This window comes from Streptomyces sp. NPDC053673, from assembly GCF_055585225.1.
This window is the reverse complement of the sequence record NZ_JBVJKN010000062.1, coordinates 1-22,241: the sequence shown is the minus strand read 5'-3', so window position 1 is coordinate 22,241 and position 22,241 is coordinate 1. Positions and strand designations below refer to the sequence as shown.

At 69.7% G+C, this 22,241-nt stretch carries 19 protein-coding genes and 1 rRNA gene; 12 read left to right on the top strand and 8 right to left on the bottom strand.

All coding sequences use genetic code 11. From position 1 onward, the window contains the following. Positions 1-88, top strand: a 5S ribosomal RNA gene (rrf, locus tag ACZ6ZQ_RS37840); the annotation flags it as partial. Between the two features lie 114 nt (positions 89-202). Here the strand turns inward: rrf and ACZ6ZQ_RS37835 are convergent. The 5 genes from ACZ6ZQ_RS37835 to ACZ6ZQ_RS37815 are packed head-to-tail and all read right to left on the bottom strand — an operon-like array spanning position 203 to position 5,613. After that, on the bottom strand, positions 203-1,513 hold the full coding sequence (locus ACZ6ZQ_RS37835) for a DUF58 domain-containing protein (RefSeq protein ID WP_469773080.1): 1,311 nt from the start codon (positions 1,511-1,513) through the stop codon (positions 203-205). A gap of 12 nt (positions 1,514-1,525) precedes the next feature. Continuing rightward, positions 1,526-2,509 carry an AAA family ATPase gene (locus ACZ6ZQ_RS37830; RefSeq protein WP_469773079.1) on the bottom strand — a complete coding sequence of 328 codons (984 nt, stop codon included), beginning with the start codon at positions 2,507-2,509 and terminating at the stop codon, positions 1,526-1,528. Then, a complete protein-coding gene (locus ACZ6ZQ_RS37825) occupies positions 2,506-3,708 on the bottom strand; it encodes a DUF4350 domain-containing protein (RefSeq protein WP_469773078.1) in 1,203 nt (400 codons plus the stop codon). Before ACZ6ZQ_RS37825 ends, ACZ6ZQ_RS37830 begins: the two co-directional genes overlap by 4 nt. Then, on the bottom strand, positions 3,705-4,394 hold the full coding sequence (locus tag ACZ6ZQ_RS37820) for a DUF4129 domain-containing protein (protein WP_469773077.1): 690 nt from the start codon (positions 4,392-4,394) through the stop codon (positions 3,705-3,707). The genes ACZ6ZQ_RS37825 and ACZ6ZQ_RS37820 overlap by 4 nt, the downstream gene beginning before the upstream one ends. A gap of 4 nt (positions 4,395-4,398) precedes the next feature. Next, positions 4,399-5,613, bottom strand: a complete 1,215-nt coding sequence (locus tag ACZ6ZQ_RS37815) for a DUF7847 domain-containing protein (protein ID WP_469773076.1) — start codon at positions 5,611-5,613, stop codon at positions 4,399-4,401. 182 nt (positions 5,614-5,795) lie between these two features. Between ACZ6ZQ_RS37815 and mtnA the strand changes: the two genes are divergently transcribed. The 8 genes from mtnA to ACZ6ZQ_RS37775 all read left to right on the top strand — a co-directional run bounded on the left by mtnA (position 5,796) and on the right by ACZ6ZQ_RS37775 (position 14,873). Next, positions 5,796-6,941 (top strand): S-methyl-5-thioribose-1-phosphate isomerase, encoded by a 1,146-nt coding sequence (mtnA, locus tag ACZ6ZQ_RS37810; RefSeq protein WP_469773075.1) that lies wholly within the window; start codon positions 5,796-5,798, stop codon positions 6,939-6,941. Positions 6,942-7,159: 218 nt separating this feature from the next. Continuing rightward, a complete protein-coding gene (locus ACZ6ZQ_RS37805; RefSeq protein WP_469773074.1) occupies positions 7,160-7,408 on the top strand; it encodes a hypothetical protein in 249 nt (82 codons plus the stop codon). Between the two features lie 118 nt (positions 7,409-7,526). Then, complete coding sequence (gene mtrA / locus ACZ6ZQ_RS37800) at positions 7,527-8,216, top strand: two-component system response regulator MtrA (protein ID WP_351232597.1); 690 nt, start codon at positions 7,527-7,529, stop codon at positions 8,214-8,216. Position 8,217: 1 nt separating this feature from the next. Continuing rightward, positions 8,218-10,254, top strand: a complete 2,037-nt coding sequence (gene mtrB / locus ACZ6ZQ_RS37795; RefSeq protein WP_469773073.1) for an MtrAB system histidine kinase MtrB — start codon at positions 8,218-8,220, stop codon at positions 10,252-10,254. Beyond that, on the top strand, positions 10,244-12,091 hold the full coding sequence (locus ACZ6ZQ_RS37790; protein ID WP_469773072.1) for an LpqB family beta-propeller domain-containing protein: 1,848 nt from the start codon (positions 10,244-10,246) through the stop codon (positions 12,089-12,091). Before mtrB ends, ACZ6ZQ_RS37790 begins: the two co-directional genes overlap by 11 nt. Before the next feature lie 94 nt (positions 12,092-12,185). Next, on the top strand, positions 12,186-12,911 hold the full coding sequence (locus ACZ6ZQ_RS37785; protein ID WP_469773071.1) for a ComF family protein: 726 nt from the start codon (positions 12,186-12,188) through the stop codon (positions 12,909-12,911). Positions 12,912-13,239: 328 nt separating this feature from the next. Next, on the top strand, positions 13,240-13,929 hold the full coding sequence (hpf, locus tag ACZ6ZQ_RS37780) for a ribosome hibernation-promoting factor, HPF/YfiA family (RefSeq protein ID WP_469773070.1): 690 nt from the start codon (positions 13,240-13,242) through the stop codon (positions 13,927-13,929). A 185-nt stretch (positions 13,930-14,114) separates the two neighbouring features. Continuing rightward, positions 14,115-14,873 carry a response regulator gene (locus ACZ6ZQ_RS37775; protein ID WP_469773069.1) on the top strand — a complete coding sequence of 253 codons (759 nt, stop codon included), beginning with the start codon at positions 14,115-14,117 and terminating at the stop codon, positions 14,871-14,873. Between the two features lie 74 nt (positions 14,874-14,947). Here the strand turns inward: ACZ6ZQ_RS37775 and ACZ6ZQ_RS37770 are convergent, their stop codons facing one another. Together ACZ6ZQ_RS37770 and ACZ6ZQ_RS37765 are read right to left on the bottom strand one after the other, a co-directional pair. Then, complete coding sequence (locus tag ACZ6ZQ_RS37770; RefSeq protein WP_469773068.1) at positions 14,948-16,108, bottom strand: winged helix-turn-helix domain-containing protein; 1,161 nt, start codon at positions 16,106-16,108, stop codon at positions 14,948-14,950. 72 nt (positions 16,109-16,180) lie between these two features. Next, positions 16,181-16,756 (bottom strand): GNAT family N-acetyltransferase, encoded by a 576-nt coding sequence (locus ACZ6ZQ_RS37765; RefSeq protein WP_469773067.1) that lies wholly within the window; start codon positions 16,754-16,756, stop codon positions 16,181-16,183. 238 nt (positions 16,757-16,994) lie between these two features. Here ACZ6ZQ_RS37765 and secA point away from each other — a divergent pair, with 238 nt between their 5' ends. Beyond that, the gene (gene secA / locus ACZ6ZQ_RS37760) at positions 16,995-19,814 is read left to right on the top strand and encodes a preprotein translocase subunit SecA (RefSeq protein ID WP_469773066.1); all 2,820 of its coding nucleotides are present in this window, start codon (positions 16,995-16,997) and stop codon (positions 19,812-19,814) included. 250 nt (positions 19,815-20,064) lie between these two features. Here secA and ACZ6ZQ_RS37755 read toward each other — a convergent pair whose 3' ends face one another. Continuing rightward, positions 20,065-20,517 carry an Rv3235 family protein gene (locus tag ACZ6ZQ_RS37755; RefSeq protein WP_469773065.1) on the bottom strand — a complete coding sequence of 151 codons (453 nt, stop codon included), beginning with the start codon at positions 20,515-20,517 and terminating at the stop codon, positions 20,065-20,067. Between the two features lie 263 nt (positions 20,518-20,780). On the opposite strand from ACZ6ZQ_RS37755, the gene ACZ6ZQ_RS37750 reads away from it, so the two are divergent. Continuing rightward, positions 20,781-21,287, top strand: coding sequence for a DUF6912 family protein (locus ACZ6ZQ_RS37750; RefSeq protein WP_469773064.1), 507 nt, complete (start codon positions 20,781-20,783; stop codon positions 21,285-21,287). 148 nt (positions 21,288-21,435) lie between these two features. Further along, positions 21,436-22,098, top strand: a complete 663-nt coding sequence (locus tag ACZ6ZQ_RS37745; RefSeq protein WP_469773063.1) for an HAD family hydrolase — start codon at positions 21,436-21,438, stop codon at positions 22,096-22,098. The last annotated feature ends 143 nt before the right edge of the window (positions 22,099-22,241 follow it).

The window sequence follows — 22,241 nt, the reverse complement described above, 5'->3', positions numbered from 1 at the left end:
CGGTTACATTCCGAACCCGGAAGCTAAGCCTTTCAGCGCCGATGGTACTGCAGGGGGGACCCTGTGGGAGAGTAGGACGCCGCCGAACAATCTTTGGGGAAAGCCCCGGGCCTTGTGGTCCGGGGCTTTTCTGCGTTCTGGGCCCTTCCCCCTGAGGGCGAACCTCCTCCGCTTGAGCCCGTTTCGATACGACCGAGCTGTCCTACAGACGTCCTGCAGCCTTCAGCGCCAGATAGGCGTCGGCCAGGGATGGCGCGAGATTCTCCGGGGTGGCGTCGACGACGGTCACACCGTGGCGCTGAAGTTGTTCGGCCGAGCGGCGGCGCTGGGCCTGCGCCTGGATGCCGGCAGCGGCGTCGTACACCGCGTCCAAGGCGCCGCGATCATCGGCCATCTTTTCGATGTGAGGGTCGGCCACAGAGGCGACCAGCACCGTGTGGCGCTGCGTGAGCTGTGGGAGGACGGGGAGGAGGCCCTCCTCGATGGGAGCGGCGTCCAGGCTGGTCAACAGGACGATCAGGGAGCGACGCGGTGCGTGCTGGAGCGCGGCGGCGCTGAGGCCGCGGGCGTCCGTCTCCACCAGTTCCGGTTCGAGTGGGGCGAGCGCGTCGACCATTGCGGGGAGTACGTCCCCTGCTGTTCGGCCCTGGACCTGGGCTCGGGTGCGGCGGTCGTACGCGAGGAGGTCCACGCGGTCACCTGCGCGAGTGGCGAGCGCGGTGAGGAGGAGCGTGGCGTCCATGGCGGCATCCAGCCGCGGGACGTCGCCGACGCGGCCGGCCGATGTGCGGCCTGTGTCCAGCACGATGAGGATGTGGCGGTCCCGCTCGGGGCGCCAGGTGCGCACTGCGACGGTTGTCCGGCGAGCGGTCGCGCGCCAGTCGATGGAACGGGTGTCGTCGCCCGGCACATAGTCACGGAGGCTGTCGAACTCGGTCCCCTCGCCGCGAGTGAGCACGCTGGTGCGGCCGTCGAGTTCGCGTAGCCGGGCAAGCCGGGAGGGGAGGTGCTTGCGGCTGGTGAAGGGCGGCAGGACGCGCACCGCCCAGGGCACGTGGTGGTTCCCCTGGCGTGCGGCCAGGCCGAGCGGGCCGTACGACCTGACGGTGACGCGTTCCGCATGGCGGTCCCCGCGGCGGGTGGGTCGCAGGGTCGTGGAAATGCGGCGGCGCTCGCCGGCGGGCACGGTCACGGTGTGGCGCGAGGCGGCCTGCTCCGTGCCCGGGATCCAGCTGCTGGGCGGCCAGGCGTCCCGGAGGCGGGCGCGCAGTCGTCGACCGGACGGGTTGGTGATGGTGAGCTGAACTTCCGCCCTCTCACCGAGTCGAACGGTTGTTTCACCGCTTCGAGTGAACTGGAGCGTTCGTACTGGTGCTGCCAGGGCGTAGTCGCACAGAATTGCTACTGAGAGCGGTGCATTGACGGCAAGCATCCCCGTCCAGCTCGGTGCGAAGACACCGACGGGGATGGAGCCCAGGGCGGCGAGGAGAGCCGTTCGTCCGGTGAGAGCCATCAGGTCACTGCCTCAGCGGGGGACGGGGACATGGGCGAGGATCGCGGTGATGACGGAGTCAGCGGTGACTCCTTCCATCTCGGCCTCGGGACGGAGCTGGATGCGGTGCCGGAGAGTGGGAAGGGCCAGGGCCTTCACATCGTCCGGAATCACGTAGTCCCGGCCCGTCAGCCAGGCCCAGGCCCTGGCGGTGGAGAGCAGTGCGGTGGCGCCTCGGGGGGAGACGCCGAGAGTGAGCGAGGGGGATTCACGAGTGGCACGGCAGATATCGACGACGTAGCCTGCGATCTCGCTGGAGACCGAGGTTTTGGCAACGGAGGCGCGGGCGGCCTCGAGGTCGGCGGGGCCGGCGACGGGGCGGATGCCGGCGGCCTGGAGGTCGCGGGGGTTGAAGCCCTCGGCGTGCCGTGCGAGGACGTTGATCTCGTCGTCGCGTGAGGGCAGCGGGACCGTCAACTTGAGCAGGAAGCGGTCGAGTTGGGCCTCGGGCAGGGGGTACGTGCCTTCGTACTCGACCGGGTTCTGCGTCGCTGCGACCAGGAACGGGTCTGGGAGGGCGCGCGGAGTGCCGTCGACGGTGACCTGGCGTTCCTCCATTGCCTCCAGGAGCGACGACTGCGTCTTGGGCGGCGTCCTGTTGATCTCGTCTGCGAGGAGCAGGTTGGTGAAGACGGGCCCCGGCTGGAAGGAGAACTCGGCGGTCCGTGCGTCGTAGACGAGCGAACCGGTGACGTCGCTGGGCATGAGGTCGGGGGTGAACTGGACGCGCTTGGTGTCGAGTTCGAGGGACGCGGCGAGGGCACGGACGAGAAGCGTCTTGGCGACGCCCGGGACTCCTTCGAGGAGGACGTGGCCACGGCAGAGGAGGGCGACGACGAGTCCGGTGACTGCGGAGTCCTGGCCGACCACGGCCTTCGCGATCTCGGTGCGCAGGGCCTCCAGGGAAGCGCGTGCGTTGTCCGAGTTCCCAGCGGTCTCGGGGGTCGGGGCGCTCATGAAGTGCGTACCTCTCTTTCGAGGGCGTCGAGTTGGTCAGCCAGGCGGATGAGAGCGGCGTCGTCGGCGGGTGCCGGGCCGAAGAGCAGAGTCCTGAGGTCACGGTCGCCATCGGCAAGATGCGCGGAGACGGCCGGGAGGAGGACATCGAGGGAATGGGCGTCCGCGGGGGCGACGCCCAAAAGAGGGGCGAGCCGGGTGCGGGCGGCCTGGCGGAGTACGGAGGCGGCGCGGTCGCGGGCGTTGGCCTTGCGATAGAGGCGGGCGCGGCCCTCGGCGGACTCGGAGGCCCGGATGGCGACAGGCAGCCGTTCGGCCACGAGTGGTCCCAGTCGACGGGCTCGCCACACAGCGGCGAGTACGGCGGCGACTGCGAGCTGGAGGGTGCCCCACAGCCATCCGGCGGGGACCAGTTCGGCGAAGCCGCTCTCGCCGTCACCGGTGCCGTCGTCCACTGCGGAGTCATCACTGAGCGAGGGGAGGTACCAGACGAGATGAGGCCGGGAGCCAAGGAGTTGGAGGGCGAGCGAGGCATTGCCCTCCTTGTCGAGACGCTCGTTGTGGAGGATGTCGGAGGAGCCGAGCAGGATGGTGTCGCCGTCGCCGGACTCTTCGATCCTGAGCAGGCTGGGGAGACCGTCGCTCGGGTAGCAGGCCTCGGTGTCGGGGAGGTCCTCGGTGGCATAGCGCTCACCACCGAGGTCGGCGCTTCCGGCGCGCTGGGCGGCAGGAAAGGTGCAGCGCGGTTCGCGGGCCGAGACGGAAGTTTGCCTGTCCGCCCGTACGCCGGGGGCGAGTCTGCCGACGGAGGGCGGGCCTGGGGCGACCAGGATCATGCGACCGCCCGAGGGGACCATCGCCGTGCGCAGAGCCTCCTGTTGAGGGTCTGTCAGCAAGTCCGGAGCGGCTACCAGGAGCGTGGTGTCGGCGCCCGTGGCAGCGGTGGCTTCGTCGAGGCTGGTGACGACGCGAGTGGAGACGCCCTGGGCCTTGAGGAGTTCGGCGACGGCGCGGCTGCCGTAGGGGTCGGCAGAGCGCGGGTCGAGGCGCCCGTGTTGCTCCCCGGAGCGTACGGCGGCCAGTGCGATGCCGGCGGCGACGAGCAGGACCAGTACGAGCAGGACACCGCGGGTGCGTGCCCAGATCTGACGGGAGGTGAGGGACGCCGAGGTGGCGGCGCCGGCCGTGGCCCCGGTCATTCGGCTGCTCCCTGGGCCGCGTTGCTGAGACGGGGTTTGGCGCGCTCAAGATCGGCGTCGAGGTCCTTCAGGCGCAGGTACGCCTGTTGGTCGGCCGAGCGGCCGCCGTATGTGACGTCGTCGAAGGTACGGGCCGCGATGCGCAGCGCGTCGGCGTGGCCCGGCAGGGAGCGGCCGGCTTCCGCGGCGGCCTCGTCGGCGGTGCGGCCTGGGCGTGGCTCGAGGAGAGCCCGCTCCTCGAGGGAGCGGACGATGGCGCGCATTCGATCCTGGACCGCTTGGTTCCAGCGTCCGGCGGCGGCGTGTGTCTCGGCGGCCGCGCGGTGTTCGGCGGCGCTGCGAGGGCGGTCGTCGAAGAGCGAGTCGCCGGTGGTGGGGGTGCGATGCGGGGTGCCGAGCCGCCACCACAGGGCGGCGACCAAGGCGATCACGGTCAGCACGATGACGACGAGTCCCAGCGGACCGCCGGGGGCGGCGCCTGATGCGGCGTCGAAGATGTCTCCGACCCACTCCCAGAAACGGTCGAGACCTCTCTGGAGCAGGTTCGGATCGTTCTCGTGGTACATCGGCTTGCTCAGCTCGCGCTCCGCCGCTTCCCGGGCGGGTACGCGCGGGATGTCCACCGGTACGTCGTCGTTCGCGCGGACCATCAGCCGCGCCGCGGTCGTGCCCCCCGTGATGGACACTGCGTCAGCTCCTGGAGGCCTCGTCGCCCGGTGCCGCAGAGCCGTAGCCGGGAACGCCTGCGGCGCGGGCCAGTTCCAGATCGAGGGCCTCGCGGCGGATGCGCTGGTCGACGTAGAGGAGGACCGTGACGCCGGCCGAGATCGGGTAGGTGATGGAGGATCCGATCACCGCGCCGATGCCGGTGATGATCAGGAAGGGCCAGCCGTAATCGGGTGTGGTGCCCGAGAGCAGTCCGCTGAGGCCGTCGCCGTCGACAGCGAAGGCGATCAGGGTGAACGGAATGGCGATGATCATCGAGACGAGGAGGGTCAGCACCAGCGTGAGGGTCAGGACGCCGAAGATCCGCCACCACGCTCCGCGCACGAGCTTGGCGGAGCGGCGCATGGACTGCACGACTCCCTGCCGCTCCAGCATGAGCGCGGGCGATGCGAGGGCGAACCGGACCATCAGCCACAGCATGACGACGACACCGGCGATTCCGCCCAGGATGGTGAGGGCGACGCCCCCCGCGGAGCCCAGCAGCAGTCCGGGAAGGATGCCCACGGTCATCACGACCGCGGCGATCAGCGGCAGCAGCAAGGTCAGGCCCAGGAGATGCGGGAGCCTGGGCCGTGCCTCGCGCCAGGCATCGGAGAGGTTGACAGGGCGCCCCAGCACCGAGCGGCTGATCACCACAGTGAGCAGTGCGGTGGTGAAGAGCGTGGCGATCAAAGTGATCGCCATGGCGGGAGCCAGCCCGACGAGGGTCGCGTTGAGCTGGTCCACTGTCTGCCGGAGGGTTTCCTCAGGGCTCGCGTTCTGATCCACCGTGGGTACCGGCGGGACGAGGTAGCGCTGGACGAGGATGTCGCAGATCTGGGTGATGACCGAGACGGTGATCGTGATGCCCAGCACCGTGCGCCAGTGCGCGCGAAGAGTCGACACCGAGCCGTCCAGGATCTCGCCGACGCCCAGGGGGCGCAGCGGGATGACCCCGGGCTTTGCGGCGGGTGGCTGTCCCCAGCCGCCGCGCTGCGGCCCGCCGCCCCACCCCTGCTGGGGTGCCGGAGGCACAGGGCGGTCGCCCGGAAAGGCCGGCGGAGCCCACCGGCCGACGGGCGGCTGCTCCTTGGACCATTTCGAGGGGGGACCGGTCGCGTCAGCAGGCTCGGGCGATTCGGAGCCCTGGCCGTCGGAGGGGGCGGACCCGGGCGAGGTCCAGCCCGGAGTGTCGTTCACGGTCGTCCACCTCATGGATTGGTCGCGGGGCCGGCTCGCAAGGCCGGTTCGGTCACGGAGCCCGTCCACGGATCGGGGCGGACGGCTGGCAGCCATCGTGCCACGCGCCGCTCCCTGGTGGGCCGGGCCCTGGATCTCCTTCTCGCCTTCATTGTCGCTGTCTCAACGGGCAGACTGGGCGGATGGCTGATCACTACGCACAGACCCCGGCCGCTGAGGGCCCGCCAAGGCTGCCGTCGCTGCGCTGGGACGAGCCGCCGGAAGGCCCTGTGCTGGTCCTGCTCGACCAGACCCGGCTGCCCGCCGAAGAGGCCGAACTGGTCTGTACGGACGTGCCGGGGCTGGTGCGGGCGATCCGGACTCTTGCTGTGCGTGGGGCGCCCCTGCTCGGGATCGCCGGTGCCTACGGTGTGGCGCTGGCCGCGGCGCGTGGGTACGACGTCGCCGAGGCGGTGTCCCTGCTGGAGCAGGCGAGGCCCACCGCGGTCAATCTCGGGTACGGGGTACGGCTGGCGGCCGCCGCGTACCAGGACGCGGTCGGCAAGGGCGCCGATGCGCAAGAGGCGGCGGGCGCCGCGCTTGCTGCGGCGCGGGAGCTGCACCGGGAGGACGCCGAGGCAAGTGAGCGGATGGCGAGGCACGGACTGGCGCTGCTCGACGAGCTGCTGCCGGGCGGCGGTCATCGGATCCTGACGCACTGCAACACGGGGCGGCTGGTCTCCGGCGGGGAGGGCACGGCGTTCGCGGTGGCGCTCGCCGCGCACCGGGCGGGCCGGCTGCGCAAGCTGTGGGTGGACGAGACGCGGCCGCTGCTGCAGGGTGCCCGGCTCACCGCGTACGAGGCGGCCAGAAACGGGATGGCCTACACCTTGCTCACGGACAATGCGGCCGGCTCACTCTTCTCGGCGGGAGAGGTCGATGCGGTCCTGATAGGGGCGGACCGGATCGCGGCGGACGGCTCTGTGGCGAACAAGGTGGGGAGCTATCCGCTGGCGGTGCTGGCCAAGTACCACCATGTGCCGTTCATCGTGGTGGCGCCGACCACGACGGTGGATCTGCGGACGGCGGACGGGGCGTCGATAGAGGTGGAACAGCGATCGGGGCAGGAAGTGACGGAAATGCAGGCACTGGGTGTCGCGGCGGCGGGTACCGATGCCGCAGGACTGCCGGTGGCGCCGCTGGGAACCCAGGCGTACAACCCCGCGTTCGATGTCACGCCTCCCGAACTGGTGACCGCGATCGTCACCGAAGAAGGGGCGATCTCCCCGGTCACGAGGGCAGCGATAGTGGATCTGCGTGCCAGGACACGCCAGGTATCGACCAGCTGATGGGATGTGCCTGGCTTTGGGCGGGAGCCGCCATGGGGCGAGAGATCGGGGCCCGTACGCCGGCCGGGAATCAGGCAGTCTCCCTGGTCGGGATCGGCCTGGGCATCGGGGGGTACGCGGCCGGGCGGCGTGCCCGGCGGCCGCTCGCGGCTGTGCCGCCGTGGCCAGTGGCCTGAGCGATCTTGACGCCGTTGCTCCGGCTCTGTTCGGTAGGGCTCATGGCGGCCGATCCGAGCGAGTACGAGAAGGCAATGCCGATCGTGGCGGCGTTCCTGGAGAAGATGGAGCGCGGCATCAATCGGACCCGAGCCACCCACGCCGGGCAACCGTACGAGGCGGTACGGCAAGCCCTTGTTCGCGCCCTGGAGGCCGAGGGCGCGCACGCGGTGGTACCGCAGGTCGTCGATGACGTGGCCCGACAGATCTCGGAAGACGTGTGGCCAGGTCGACCGTTCACAGCGGGCTGACATCCGTTACTGACATCAACGTCGGAGGACGAGGGCAGACAGTGACGATCGGATACGACTATCGTCACGGGCCAGTGACCTCCCTCACCTGCACCTCAGTGACCGTTACGAGAATGGGATGATGTCGAATATGAAGGGACGCGTCCTTGTCGTCGACGACGACACCGCACTGGCCGAGATGCTCGGGATTGTGCTGCGTGGTGAAGGGTTCGAGCCGTCGTTCGTAGCGGACGGCGACAAGGCACTTGCCGCATTCCGGGAGGCCAAGCCGGACCTGGTGCTGCTGGATCTCATGCTGCCGGGCCGTGACGGCATCGAGGTGTGCCGGCTCATCAGGGCCGAGTCGGGTGTGCCGATCGTGATGCTGACGGCCAAGAGCGACACCGTCGATGTGGTGGTCGGACTGGAGTCCGGTGCCGATGACTACATCGTCAAGCCGTTCAAGCCGAAGGAGCTGGTGGCCCGGATCCGGGCGCGGCTGCGCAGGTCGGAGGAGCCGGCCCCCGAGCAGCTCGCGATCGGGGACCTGGTCATCGATGTGGCCGGCCACTCCGTGAAGCGGGACGGGCAGTCGATCGCGCTGACCCCGCTCGAGTTCGATCTGCTCGTCGCGCTCGCACGTAAGCCGTGGCAGGTGTTCACCCGCGAGGTACTGCTCGAGCAGGTCTGGGGGTACCGCCATGCCGCTGACACCCGGCTGGTGAACGTGCATGTGCAGCGGCTTCGCTCGAAGGTCGAGAAGGACCCGGAGCGGCCGGAGATCGTGGTGACCGTCCGTGGTGTCGGTTACAAGGCCGGACCGAGCTGACATGGCCGTGGGCAGCACTGCTCCGAAGCCCGGGGGGCCGGGAGTCCGTACGGGGCGGGCTGCCGGGCCCGGGCGTGGGTCCTGGCGATTCGGCCGTCTGTTTCAGGGGGGACGGCTGTTGCAGGACGGGGCACCGGGTGGGCCGGTGCTCCGGTTGGTCGTGCGCTGGGTCCGCCGTCCGCTGCTGCCCGCCGTCCGGCTGTGGCGGCGGAACATTCAGCTGCGGGTCGTCGCCGGCACACTGCTGATGTCGCTCGGTGTGGTGCTGCTGCTCGGGCTCGTTGTCATCGGCCAGGTGCGCAATGGTCTGCTGGACGCCAAGGAACAGGCGGCGCTGAGCCAGGCCGCCGGCGGATTCGTGGCGGCGCAGGACGCGAGCGGACCGTCCGCCCTCGGCGGGCAGGACGGGGACGCGACGGACGGCAGGCCCGGCCGGAGCTCCGTGAACTGGCGGTCCGAGCTGGTCAAGCATCTGGCCAGTGGCGGCCAGGGTGCGTACCACGTGGTGGCGCTGAGTCCTGATTCCCAGGATGCCGGGCCGAGCCGTGCTCCCCGGGCGTCCGGCGAGGTGGATGTGACCAGCGTTCCCGAGGCTCTGCGCAGCTCGGTCGCCCAGGGCACGGGGACGTTCCAGACGTACGCAAAGATCAAGTATTCGGTTTCGAAGGAGCCGGAGGCCGGACTGGTGGTCGGCAAACGGCTCAACGATGTCGCGGGCAACTCCTACGAGCTCTACTACCTCTTCCCGCTGACGCAGGAGGAGGAGTCCCTGAGCCTGGTCAAGGGGACGCTGGCGACGGCCGGACTGTTCGTGGTCGTCCTGCTCGGGGCCATCGCGTGGCTGGTGGTCCGGCAGGTCGTCACGCCCGTACGGATGGCTGCGGGGATCGCCGAGCGGCTGTCCGCCGGACGGCTCCAGGAGCGCATGAAGGTCACCGGCGAGGACGACATCGCCAGGCTGGGCGAGGCTTTCAACAAGATGGCGCAGAACCTCCAGCACAAGATCCAGCAGCTGGAGGAGCTCTCCAGGATGCAGCGCCGGTTCGTGTCGGACGTCTCGCACGAACTGCGTACGCCGCTGACGACCGTCCGGATGGCGGCTGATGTGATCCACGAGGCGCGCAGTGACTTCGACCCGGTGACCGCACGCTCCGCGGAGCTGCTCGGGGATCAGCTGGACCGCTTCGAGTCGCTGCTCGCCGACCTGCTGGAGATCAGCCGCTTCGACGCGGGTGCGGCGGCGCTGGAGGCCGAGCCGATAGATCTGCGTGAGGTCGTGCGCAGGGTGATCGGTGGCGCCGAGCCGCTGGCCGAGCGCAAGGGCACCCGTATTCGGGTGGTCGGGGACGAGCAGCCCGTGGTGGCCGAGGCCGATGCCCGGCGGATCGAGCGCGTCCTGCGCAATCTGGTGGTCAACGCCGTGGAGCACGGCGAGGGACGCGACGTGGTGGTGCGGCTGGCGGCCGCGGGCGGCGCGGTCGCCGTGGCCGTGCGTGACTACGGGGTGGGACTCAAGCCCGGCGAGGCCACCCGGGTGTTCAACCGCTTCTGGCGTGCCGACCCGGCGCGTGCGCGTACGACCGGCGGTACGGGCCTCGGCCTGTCCATCGCGGTCGAGGACGCGCGGCTGCACGGCGGCTGGCTGCAGGCATGGGGCGAGCCGGGCGGCGGTTCGCAGTTCCGGCTGACCCTGCCGCGCACCGCGGACGAGCCGCTGCGCGGATCGCCGATACCGCTGGAGCCCGAGGACTCCCGACGGGCCCGTGAGCGTGCCGCGGCCGACGCGGCGAACGAGAGCGCGCTGCGGCTGTCGACCGTACCGACGCAGCCCGGCGCGGACCGGTCGAGGCTGCCCGTTCCGGCTCGGCCCCCGGTGCCGCCGCACGGCCCGCAGGCGGCGGTGGATCCGGCGGCACTGCCGGGCAGCGGTGCCCGCGTGGTGGCCCGTCCGCTGGGCGAGCGGGCGGGTGAGGACGGGACGGTGGGCTCCGTCCCGGGACAGGTTTCGGAGCGGGAGGACACGACTCGTGGGCGCTGAGGCTCGTCGGTACGGCCACAGGCGCGCCACACGGGCGTGGGCGCTGCTCGTCTGCGCGGCCGTCCTGCTGACCGGGTGTGCGTCGATGCCGGACAGTGGCGACGTGGAGCAGGTGAAGGCCACCAAGGGCGCGGACTCGCAGGTGCGTGTCTACGCGGTCCCGCCCCGCGACGGCGCCAGCCCGGAGGAGATCGTCGGCGGCTTCCTGGAGGCCATGACCAGTGATGATCCGAGCTTCGCGACGGCACGCAAATATCTGACGAAGCGGGCGTCCAAGGAATGGCGGCCGGAAGAGCTCGTCACGGTGCTGACCGAGGCGCCGGACCCCGGCGCGCCGGTCGTGGGCGAGCGCGACAGTAAGCGCAGCTATCCGCTGTCGGGCGAGCTGATCGCCACGGTGGACCAGCACGCCTACAAGTCCGTGGTGCCCACCCAGTACGGCGGGACGTTGCGTCTGGTGCGGCAGAGCGGGCCCGACGGCAAGGGCAAGGGCAAGGAATGGCGCATCGACTCGGCGCCCCAGGGTCTGGTGCTCGGGGAGAGCGACTTCCTGCGCAACTACAGCTCCGTCAACAAGTACTACTTCGCGTCGGGGCAGCACTCGGTGGTCGCCGACCCGGTGTACATCCGGCAGCGGCAGGATCCGGTGACGCGGATGGACCCGGTCTCACAGACGGTGTCGGCGTTGTTCGAAGGGCCGACGGACTGGCTGAAGCCGGTGGTCGAGGCCCCGTTCCCCACGGGCACGGGGCTGAAGAAGGGCATCACGTCCCTCACACCCGACGATCAGAACGCCCTGAAGGTGCCCCTCAACGACAAGGCGTCGAATGTCGGGCGGACCGTGTGCAACAAGATGGCCACACAGATTCTGCTCACCCTGCGTGATCTGACGTCGCCCCGTGTCGAGCAGGTCGAGCTGCAGCGCGCCGACGGGTCTCAGCTGTGTGTGCTCAACTCCGATCAGGCGGAGGCGTACGCTCCGGCACGTTCCACGGCGAGCCCGGACAACGTCTACTTCGTCGACGGAGCCGGCCGGATGGCCGTGGTGGGGGCAAAGCCCAGGAAGACCGACAAGACCATGGTGCCCGGACCGTTCGGCAATGGTGAGCTGCGTCTGAGCACGGTTGCCGTGGCCCGGAACCTGCAGCGCGCGGCGGCGGTCTCGCACGACGGGAAGTCCCTCTACACGACGTCGATCATGTCCGACGAGACACTGCCCGATCCGCTCGTGCAGAGTCAGGCCCCGAAGGCCACGGACCGGCTGTCGGCGCCCAGCTGGGACCGGAACGATCTGTGGGTCGCCGACCGGAATCCGGCCCATCCGCGACTGCTGCGCCTGGCGAACGGCCAGGGCAAGGAGCAGGAGGTCAAGGTCGACGGGCTCGACGGCGCTCGGATCGAGTCGCTGCGGGTGTCGGCCGACGGTGTGCGGATAGCGATGCTGCTCGCCAAGGACGGCAGGAGCACCCTGAAGATCGGCCGGATCGAGCGGCACACGGACGCCACGGGGAACTCGACGGTCTCGGTGGTGGAACTGCAGGCCGCGGCGCCCCGCCTGGAGACGGTGACAGCCCTGTCCTGGGCGGGCCCCAGCCGCCTTGTCGTGGTCGGAAAGGAGGCCGGAGGTGTGCAGCAGGTGCGCTACATACAGACCGACGGCTCTCTCACGCCCGCCGGTGGACTGCCGGGTCTGAACAAGGTGTCTGCTGTGGCCGCCACAGAGGACGAGGAGCAGTACCTGGTGGCGGTCTCCGACGACGGGCTGGTGCGACTCGTGCCGAACGCGAACTGGCAGACGATGATCGAGAAGGGCTCGTCGCCGGTCTACCCGGGGTAGGGCCCCGGCCCGTCCCGGCGGGGTTTTCCACAGGGCTCACGGGAGTTTTCCACAGGGGTGGCCGCGCCCTTCGAGCAGGAGCACAGTGGTGGTCATGCAGGGGTGGTGGCACGAGATCGCCGGGCTGGTGCTGCCGGTCGCCTGCGCGGGCTGCGGACGTCCTCGTACGCCGTTGTGCGCGGAGTGTGCGTGGCAGCTGGCCGGTCCCTCGCCGGGGCGGGCGAGACCGCGGCCCGAGCCGGTGGGGCTGCCGGTGGTGTTCGCTGCCGCCCGGTACGAGGACGCGGTACGGGCCGTGCTGCTGGCGCACAAGGAGCGGGGTGCGCTGGGACTGGCGAGGCCGATCGGCCGGGCACTGGCCGGGGCCGTACGGGCGGCGGTGCCGGAGGCCTTGGGCGGGCCGGAGCCGTTGCTGCTGGTGCCCATGCCGTCGGCGCGGCGGGCGGTGCGGGCGCGGGGGCATGACGCGGCGCGCCGTATCGCCGTGGCCGCTGCCGCGGCACTGCGGCGCACGGGGACGCACGCCCGGGCGCTGCCGGTGCTGAGGCAGTGCCGGCCGGTGGCCGACCAGTCGGGCCTCACGGCCCGGAGAAGGCTGCTGAACATGGCGGGAGCCCTGGAGGTGGCCGATGGTGCCGAGCGGCTTCTGGAGGGCCGTAGAGCGGTGCTGGTGGACGATGTGATGACCACGGGTGCGTCGCTCGCGGAGGCTGCCCGGGCACTGCGTGCCGCGACCACCGCGCGTTCTTCCGGATACGTGCGCATGAGTGCCGCTGTCGTCGCCGCACCCCCGTTGTCGTTCGAAATAAGCCGGAACTGACCGGGCAGGAGCAACGTTGCAGGTAGTAAGAGCCGGATATCCCCTGAATGGACGTACGCGCTGGTAGCGGGTGCCGACAACCGTCCGGGCGAGCTATGTTCGGTTGTGAGAAACGGTGAACGCCGTGCTTCATCGAATGCATGATTGCGTTACGGCCAGGTATTCATGAAGCAGCCCAGAACCTCGAAGTTGGTGGGGTGGGGATCTTGCCGATGGGGGAGGAGGAGGTGAAAGTCGCCAAGTCCGAGGCTCCGGTGCACACCGGGGCCTGGTGCAAGAGGGAGATGCTCCGCGTCGAGTGCGGAGCGATCCGGGAACGGAGTTCTGCGTGGACATCGTCGTCAAGGGCCGCAAGACCGAGGTGCCCGAGCGGTTCCGCAAGCACGTGGCCGAGAAGCTGAAGCTGGACAAGATCCAGAAGCTCGACGGCAAGGTGATCAGCCTCGACGTCGAGGTGTCCAAGGAGCACAATCCGCGGCAGGCCGACCGTTCCGACCGCGTGGAGATCACACTTCTTTCGCGTGGCCCGGTGATCCGGGCAGAAGCAGCGGCTGGGGACCCGTACGCGGCGCTCGACCTGGCCACGGCGAAACTGGAGGCTCGGCTGCGCAAGCAGCACGACAAGCGTCACACCCGCAGGGGCAACGGCCGGCTGTCGGCAGCAGAGGTCGCCGATGTCGTTCCAGGCGTAGCCCAGTTGAACGGAAGCGGTGAGCCTGTCTCCGAGGAAGCCTCGGATTCCATTCCCACCACCAGGATCGGCTCGCTCGAAGTGCAGGGTGAAGGACCGCTGGTGGTCCGCGAGAAGACCCACGTCGCCGCCCCGATGACGCTCGACCAGGCGCTCTACGAGATGGAGCTGGTCGGGCACGACTTCTATCTGTTCGTCGACTCCGAGACGAAGGAACCCAGTGTCGTCTACCGGCGGCACGCCTATGACTACGGCGTCATCCACCTGACGACCGACCCGCTCGCCGAGCGCGAGACGGGCGGCGCGGGCGGAGCGCTCGGCGGCTGATCCCGCTCTTCCATTGGTGCCCCTGGAGTGCCCCGTGCGCCCCCAGGGGCACCCTTGTGCCACCACGGGACCGCGCCACCGCCGCGTGGGCATGAAATCATGGCGACCCGAGCCAACCGGTGCGCTGTGGACTGCGGTTGGCAGACCACAGATGAACCAGGCCACGGCCTTCAGGGGGAGGAACGATGGCGGACAGCTTCGGACCGGTGCATGACGCAGAAGACGCCCAGGTCACGGGTGGTGCGGGCGGTGCGGGCGGTGCGGAGACCGGCATGTCCCGCAAGGAGCCGATCCGGGTGCTCGTGGTGGACGATCACGCCCTTTTCCGCCGCGGGCTGGAGATCGTCCTCGCCCAGGAGGAGGACATCCAGGTCGTCGGTGAGGCCGGGGACGGGGCGGAGGCGGTTGACAAGGCGGCCGATCTGCTGCCCGACATCGTGCTCATGGATGTCCGGATGCCGAAGCGGGGCGGGATCGAAGCCTGCACCTCCATCAAGGAAGTGGCGCCCAGCGCGAAGATCATCATGCTGACGATCAGCGACGAGGAAGCGGACCTCTACGACGCGATCAAGGCAGGTGCCACCGGATATCTCCTCAAGGAGATCTCCACGGACGAGGTGGCCACGGCGATCCGCGCGGTCGCCGACGGGCAGTCGCAGATCAGCCCGTCCATGGCGTCGAAGCTGCTCACCGAGTTCAAGTCGATGATCCAGCGCACCGACGAGCGCCGGCTGGTGCCCGCACCCCGGCTGACCGACCGCGAGCTGGAAGTACTCAAGCTGGTGGCGACGGGGATGAACAACCGTGACATCGCCAAGGAGTTGTTCATCTCCGAGAACACGGTGAAGAACCACGTGCGCAACATCCTGGAGAAGCTCCAGCTCCACTCCAGGATGGAAGCGGTGGTCTACGCGATGCGGGAGAAGATCCTGGAGATCCGGTAGGGGTCACCGCCGGCGGCGACTCCGTAGCGGGCAGACCGCAGGCATACCGTGGACATACCGCGGACAGAGCCTGGTCAGGTGAGGGCGGCGACCAGGGGCGCCGTCAGTTCGGGGCGGTCGACGCGCTCGACACGGACCGAGTCGCAACCCACCCACTGGGCCGCCTCCAGCAGCGCCTGGGCCATGGGCAGCACCGCTTTCGGCGTGGCCAGCGAGACCTGCTTGGCCACCAGAGTGGTGCCTTCGCGCGCCGGGTCGACCCGGCCCAGCAGCTTGCCGCCCGACAGCAGCGGCATCGCGAAGTAGCCGTACACCCGCTTCGGCTTGGGGACGTACGCCTCGAGGCGGTGCGTGAATCCGAAGATCCGCTCGGTGCGCGCCCGCTCCCAGATCAGCGAGTCGAACGGTGACAACAGCGTCGTGCGGTGACGGCCGCGGGGCTCGCTCGCCAGCGCCTCCGGGTCCGCCCACGCGGGCTTGTCCCAGCCCTGGACACGGACCGGTACGAGACCGGAGTCGGCGATCACCGCGTCGAACTGCTCGCCCTTGAGGCGGTGGTAGTCCGCGATGTCCGCTCGCGTACCCACCCCCAGGGACTGTCCGGCCAGCCGCACCAGCCGGCGCAGGCACTCCCTGTCGTCCAGGTCGTCATGGAGCAGCGCGTCCGGGATCGCACGCTCGGCGAGGTCGTACACCCGCTTCCAGCCGCGCCGCTCGGTGCACACCACCTCGCCGTACATCAGCGCCCGCTCGACGGCGACCTTCGCCGCCGACCAGTCCCACCACTCCCCGCCGTTCTTCGCGCCACCCAACTCGGTGGCGGTGAGCGGTCCCTCGGTCCGCAGCTGCTTGATCACCGTGTCGTAAGCGCCGTCCGGAAGGGCGTGGTACCAGTGCGGGCGATCGCGGTAGGCGCGGCGGCGGAAGGCGAAGTGCGGCCATTCCTCGACAGGGAGGATGCACGCCGCGTGCGACCAGTATTCGAAGGCGTGAGCCTCGGTCCAGTACGCGTCCTCGACCGTCTTACGGCCCACCGAGCCCAGGCGGGCATACGGAATCAGCTCGTGCGAGCGAGCCAGCACCGAGATCGTGTCCAGCTGGACGGCGCCGAGATGGCGCAGCACTCCCCGCACGCCGCCCCGGCGGTCGGGAGCGCCGAGGAACCCCTGGGCGCGCAGTGCTATGCGGCGGGCTTCGTCGGCGGACAGCTCGGTGGCGGGCGGTGCGGTCGTCATGCTCCGCACCATAGAGGGCGGTACTGACAGCGGGCTCGGGCCAGGCGATCTGCTTCGCCGGAGGACGCGGGATCAGTCCTTCGCGGGGAGATAGGGGACCGGGCACGGCAGGCCGAGGTCCGACGGGAGCAGCGAGGCGATCCAGCAGTCCCGCAGGGTTCCCCTGCCGTGGAGGCCCGCGCGCTGGACGCCCTCGACCGTGAAGCCGGCCTTCTCGGCGACGGCACGCGAGCTCGTGTTGCCCACAATCGCACGCCACTCCAGGCGGGTGCAGGCCAGCTCGGTGAAGGCCCAGCGCGCCATGGCCAGGACCGTCTCGGTCGCGTAGCCGCAGCCCCGGTACTCCTTGGCCGTCCAGAAGCCGACCTCCCAGATGCCCGAGCGCGGATGATGGAGACTCGCCGAAGCGACGATCGGGCCGCCCTCTCGCGGACGTACGGAGAACGTGTACGCCGTGTCGCTGCGCCAGCCGTCCGGCACGGTCAGGCCGACGAACTCTTCCGCGTGCTGTTGCTCGTACGGCACGGGAACGGTGGGAACCCAGCGCTGGATGTCGGGGTCCTGACACGCCGCGCGGACCTCTTCGGCGTCATGCGGGGTGAAGGGCTGCAGCCGCAGACGCTCGGTGGTGAGGGTGATGGGTTCCATGGCGAGATTCTGGTAACTGTGCGTCTTCGATGCCAACACTTTTCGGGATCGGCGGCACCTTCCGCACCTCCCGTACGTTCTCCGTATGCGCGGCAGTCGGCCATGCGTCCCGGTGGACCTCCCGGCGCGGCCGGGTCCTCGCTTACGATGGCCGTTGCGGTGGGGTCCACCTGCCGTGCCCGCGCCAGTGTCCACCACGACCCAGTGCCAGGCCCGACCGGCAAGGAGACCAGCCTCAGTGTCCGTCTTCAACAAGCTCATGCGTGCAGGCGAAGGCAAGATCCTGCGCAAACTGCACCGCATCGCGGACCAGGTCAACTCCATCGAAGAGGACTTCGTCAACCTCTCCGACGCCGAGTTGCGGGCGCTCACGGATGAGTACAAGGAGCGCTACGCCGACGGCGAGAGCCTCGACGACCTGCTCCCCGAGGCCTTCGCGACCGTCCGCGAAGCCGCCAAGCGTGTGCTCGGCCAGCGCCACTACGACGTACAGATGATGGGCGGCGCAGCGCTGCACCTCGGGTACGTCGCCGAGATGAAGACCGGTGAGGGCAAGACCCTCGTCGGCACTCTGCCCGCCTATCTCAACGCGCTCTCGGGCAAGGGTGTCCACCTGATCACGGTCAACGACTATCTGGCCGAGCGCGACTCCGAGCTGATGGGCCGGGTGCACAGGTTCCTCGGCCTCACCGTCGGCTGCATCCTCGCCAACATGACGCCCGCGCAGCGCCGTGAGCAGTACGCCTGCGACATCACGTACGGCACGAACAACGAATTCGGCTTCGACTACCTGCGCGACAACATGGCGTGGTCCAAGGACGAGCTCGTCCAGCGAGGCCACAACTTCGCGATCGTCGACGAGGTCGACTCGATCCTCGTCGACGAGGCACGTACGCCGCTGATCATCTCCGGTCCGGCCGACCAGGCCACCAAGTGGTACGGCGACTTCGCCAAGCTGGTGACGCGCCTCACCAAGGGTGAGCCGGGCAACCCGCTGAAGGGCATCGAGGAGACCGGCGACTACGAGGTCGACGAGAAGAAGCGGACCGTCGCGATCCATGAGTCCGGTGTCTCGAAGGTCGAGGACTGGCTGGGCATCGACAACCTCTACGAGTCGGTGAACACCCCGCTGGTGGGCTACCTGAACAACGCCATCAAGGCCAAGGAGCTCTTCAAGAAGGACAAGGACTACGTCGTCATCGACGGCGAAGTCATGATCGTCGACGAGCACACGGGCCGTATCCTCGCCGGCCGCCGCTACAACGAGGGCATGCACCAGGCGATCGAGGCGAAGGAAGGGGTGGACATCAAGGACGAGAACCAGACCCTCGCGACGATCACCCTGCAGAACTTCTTCCTCCTCTACGGCAAGCTCTCCGGAATGACCGGTACGGCCATGACCGAGGCCGCCGAGTTCCACCAGATCTACAAGCTCGGCGTCGTACCGATCCCGACGAACCGGCCGATGGTCCGCAAGGACCAGTCGGACCTGATCTACCGCACCGAGGTCGCCAAGTTCGCGGCGGTCGTCGACGACATCGCCGAGAAGCACGAGAAGGGTCAGCCGATCCTCGTCGGTACGACGTCGGTCGAGAAGTCCGAGTACCTCTCGCAGCAGCTCAACAAGCGCGGCATCCAGCACGAGGTGCTCAACGCCAAGCAGCACGAGCGTGAGGCCGTCATCGTTGCTCAGGCGGGTCGCAAGGGCTCCGTCACGGTCGCGACGAACATGGCCGGCCGTGGCACGGATATCAAGCTCGGCGGCAACCCCGACGATCTCGCGGAGGCGGAGCTGCGTCAGCGCGGCCTGGACCCCGTCGAGCACGTCGAGGAGTGGGCCGCGGCCCTGCCGGACGCGCTGGAGCGCGCCGAGGCCGCCGTGAAGGCCGAGTTCGAGGAGGTCAAGGAGCTCGGCGGGCTGTACGTGCTGGGCACCGAGCGCCATGAGTCGCGGCGTATCGACAACCAGCTGCGCGGTCGTTCCGGCCGTCAGGGCGACCCGGGCGAGTCCCGCTTCTATCTCTCGCTCGGTGACGACCTGATGCGGCTGTTCAAGGCGCAGATGGTCGAGCGGGTCATGGCCATGGCCAACGTTCCGGACGACGTCCCGATCGAGAACAAGATGGTGACGCGCGCCATCGCCTCCGCCCAGTCCCAGGTCGAGCAGCAGAACTTCGAGACGCGGAAGAACGTCCTGAAGTACGACGACGTGCTCAACCGGCAGCGCAAGGTCATCTACGGCGAGCGCCGCCGCGTCCTGGAGGGCGAGGACCTGCACGAGCAGATCCGTCACTTCATGGACGACACGATCGACGCGTACATCCAGGCGGAGACCGTCGAGGGCTTCGCGGAGGAGTGGGACCTCGACCGGCTGTGGGGTGCGTTCAAGCAGCTCTACCCGGTGAAGGTGACGGTCGAGGAGCTGGAGGAGGCGGCGGGCGACCGGGCCGGGATCACCTCCGAGTTCATCGGCGAGACCGTCAAGGACGACATCCACGAGCAGTACGACGAGCGCGAGAAGCAGCTCGGCTCGGACATCATGCGTGAGCTGGAGCGGCGTGTGGTGCTGTCCGTCCTGGACCGCAAGTGGCGTGAGCACCTCTACGAGATGGACTACCTCCAGGAGGGCATCGGCCTGCGCGCGATGGCCCAGAAGGACCCGCTCGTGGAGTACCAGCGCGAGGGCTTCGACATGTTCACCGCGATGATGGAGGGCATCAAGGAGGAGTCCGTCGGCTACCTGTTCAACCTGGAGGTCCAGGTCGAGCAGCAGGTCGAGGAGATCCCGGTGCAGGACGCGGCCGAGAAGACCTCGCTGGCGAAGGAGGACGCGGTGCCTGCGGGCGCGGGCCGTCCGGAGATCCGCGCCAAGGGGCTCGACGCGCCGCAGCGGCCGGACCGGCTGCACTTCACCGCGCCGAAGGTCGACGGTGAGGGCACCATCGTCGAGGGCGACTTCACGAACGGCGAAGTGCCGTCCCGGTCCGAGTCGGACGGCCTGACGCGCGCGGAGCGCCGCAAGGCGCAGAAGGGCGCCGGCCGGCGCCGCAAGAAGTAGCGCGCAGAAGTAGCGCCACCAGGCGTGTGGACCGCGGGGCCGGGCACCGGAAGGTGTCACGGCCCCGCGTCGTGTGCGCAGCCCATGGGCGCGGCTCGTGTGTGTGGCCTGTTGCGCGGGCCGAGTCGCCGCCGAGTCGGGGTCCTGGCCGCGCGCTGGTGGCATCGCCGGGCGCACACGATCGCCGGGCGCACACGATGGAGTGACGGTGGCGTGCGTCGTGCATGCCTCGACGTCGCTTCCTCGACCGTCATCCGTCGACTGTGACGCGCTCGCCGCCGAGTTCCACAGCCGCGCAGCGCCAGCGCAGGTCCGGTCCCTGTTCGAGACGGAAGGCCATGGCGCGGACCTGGTCGCCGGCTGCGATGCGGGCGAAGGCCTCGATGACGCCCGGGCGGGGCACGTACTCGTCGCAGTGGCGGACGACCGGCCGCAGTCCGCTCGTACGGAGCGGGCTGCCCGGGGCCAGGCGTACGAGGTGTTCATAGGCGTCGCCGATGGTGTGGCCGAGCATCCAGTGGACCGGGCGGTTGCCGCTGAGGACCGAGAGCAGGCGCTCGGCGAACCAGTAGCGGGGGAGGCGAGACCGGCCCCCGGCGGGCGGCAGGGAGGGGCGCGGGGCGCGCTGCGGCATGCGGCCGGGGCCGCGGCTGTCATGACGGTCTCCGGGCTTCGTACGCGTCCTGGCCGAGGTGTTGTGCATGGCTGCCGCCCCTTCGATACCCACAAGTAACTTTCGGTGGGGATCTTGTACGGGCGGGGGAGGCCGGGCCGCAAGGTCCGCCGAGCCGTGCCGAAAGGTGCGCCGAGGATCACCTATCCGGGTGACGGGTGGGCGTGCAGGGCCTGCGCCGGGCGGACCCGCGGACGCTCAGGGGCGACGCGGGACGGGGCCCGCCGGGACACCCCGATGGGGGACTCCGCACGTATCCTTAAGTGCTCACCCGACTACGAAAGCGGCCAGCCATGCGCGTCTACGTCCCCCTGACCCTTCCCGGTCTCGCAGAGGCGCACAAGGCGGGCGAGCTCGGTCCCGGTCCGCTGACCGCCTACGCAGTGACGCCTGCGCTCCGCGAGTGGTACCTCTCCGACGACATCGAGGAGCTCGAGTACGCCGCGCTGAGCAGGGCCGCGGCGTCGTCGCTGCGGCTGCTCGCCGGAGACCCCGGGGCGGCACGGCGCCGGGTCGTCGTCGCCGTCGACGTACCGGACAACGCCGCGAGCGCTGATCCGGGGCAGGCGCTCGGGTCCGCGTCGCTCGGCGAGGTGCGGATCGCGTCCGCGGTGCCGCTGTCGAAGGCGGCGGCGGTGCATGTGGACTCCGATGAGGCCGAGGCCGATGTGGCCGCGGCGGCGGACGCGCTCGGCGCGGCGGATCACGGGGACGACGACGCGCAGTTCGTCGTGGACGGCGCCGAGGACCATGAGCTGCTCTGGTACGGGGTGCAGGAGATCCCCGGACTCATCGGCTGACGTCTCATCGGCTGTTCATCGGCTGATGGCTGATGAGTGACGGCTGATGGCTGACGGCTGACGCGGCGCGGCTCACGGGTCTGGCTGTGGGCCCCGTCCGTTTGTCCGACCCGGTGGTTGTCAGACCCGGCCGGTACCGTTGCTCGGCATGGGGAAGCACAGCGCGCATCTGGTCTGGGACTGGAACGGCACACTGCTCGATGACATCCACACGGTCATCGCGGCGACGAACGCGTCGTTCGCGGAGATAGGGCTGGACCCGATCACCCTGGAGCGGTATCGGGAGCTGTACTGCGTGCCGGTGCCGCGGTTCTACGAGCGGCTCATGGGACGACTGCCCACGGACGACGAGTGGGCGATCATGGACGCGGTCTTTCACAAGCACTACTGGCAGCTGGCCGACGCGTGCGGGCTCACAGCCGGGGCGGCGGAGCTGCTGGCCGAGCGGCAGGCGTCGGGTCGTACGCAGTCGCTGCTCTCGCTGGCCCCGCACGAGCATCTGATACCGATCGTGCGGCGACACGGCATCGAGGGCCGCTTCGTGCGGGTCGACGGCCGGATCGGTTCCTCGCACACGGGCAAGGCGGAGCACATGGTGCGGCATCTCATCGCCCTGGACGGTGTGCCGGCGGAGCGGGTCGTGGTCATCGGCGACGCGGTGGACGACGCGGTCGCGGCGGCGCACGTGGGGGCGAGGGCAGTGCTGTACACCGGGGGATCGCACAGCCGGGCGAGCCTGGTGTCGGCGGGGGTGCCGGTCGTCGACAGCCTCGCGGAAGCGGTGACGGTGGCGGAGGAGCTGGCGGCGTAGGCCTCCGGCGGGCGGTGCGGATTGGGTGCGGTGTGCCTCCGGCGGGGGGCGGTGGCGGTGTGCCCTCTGCCGTGGGCGCGGCCGGTGTGTCCGTCCTCAAGCTCCCCCTACGCCCTGCGGCGTGGGGGGACCCCCAGACGGGC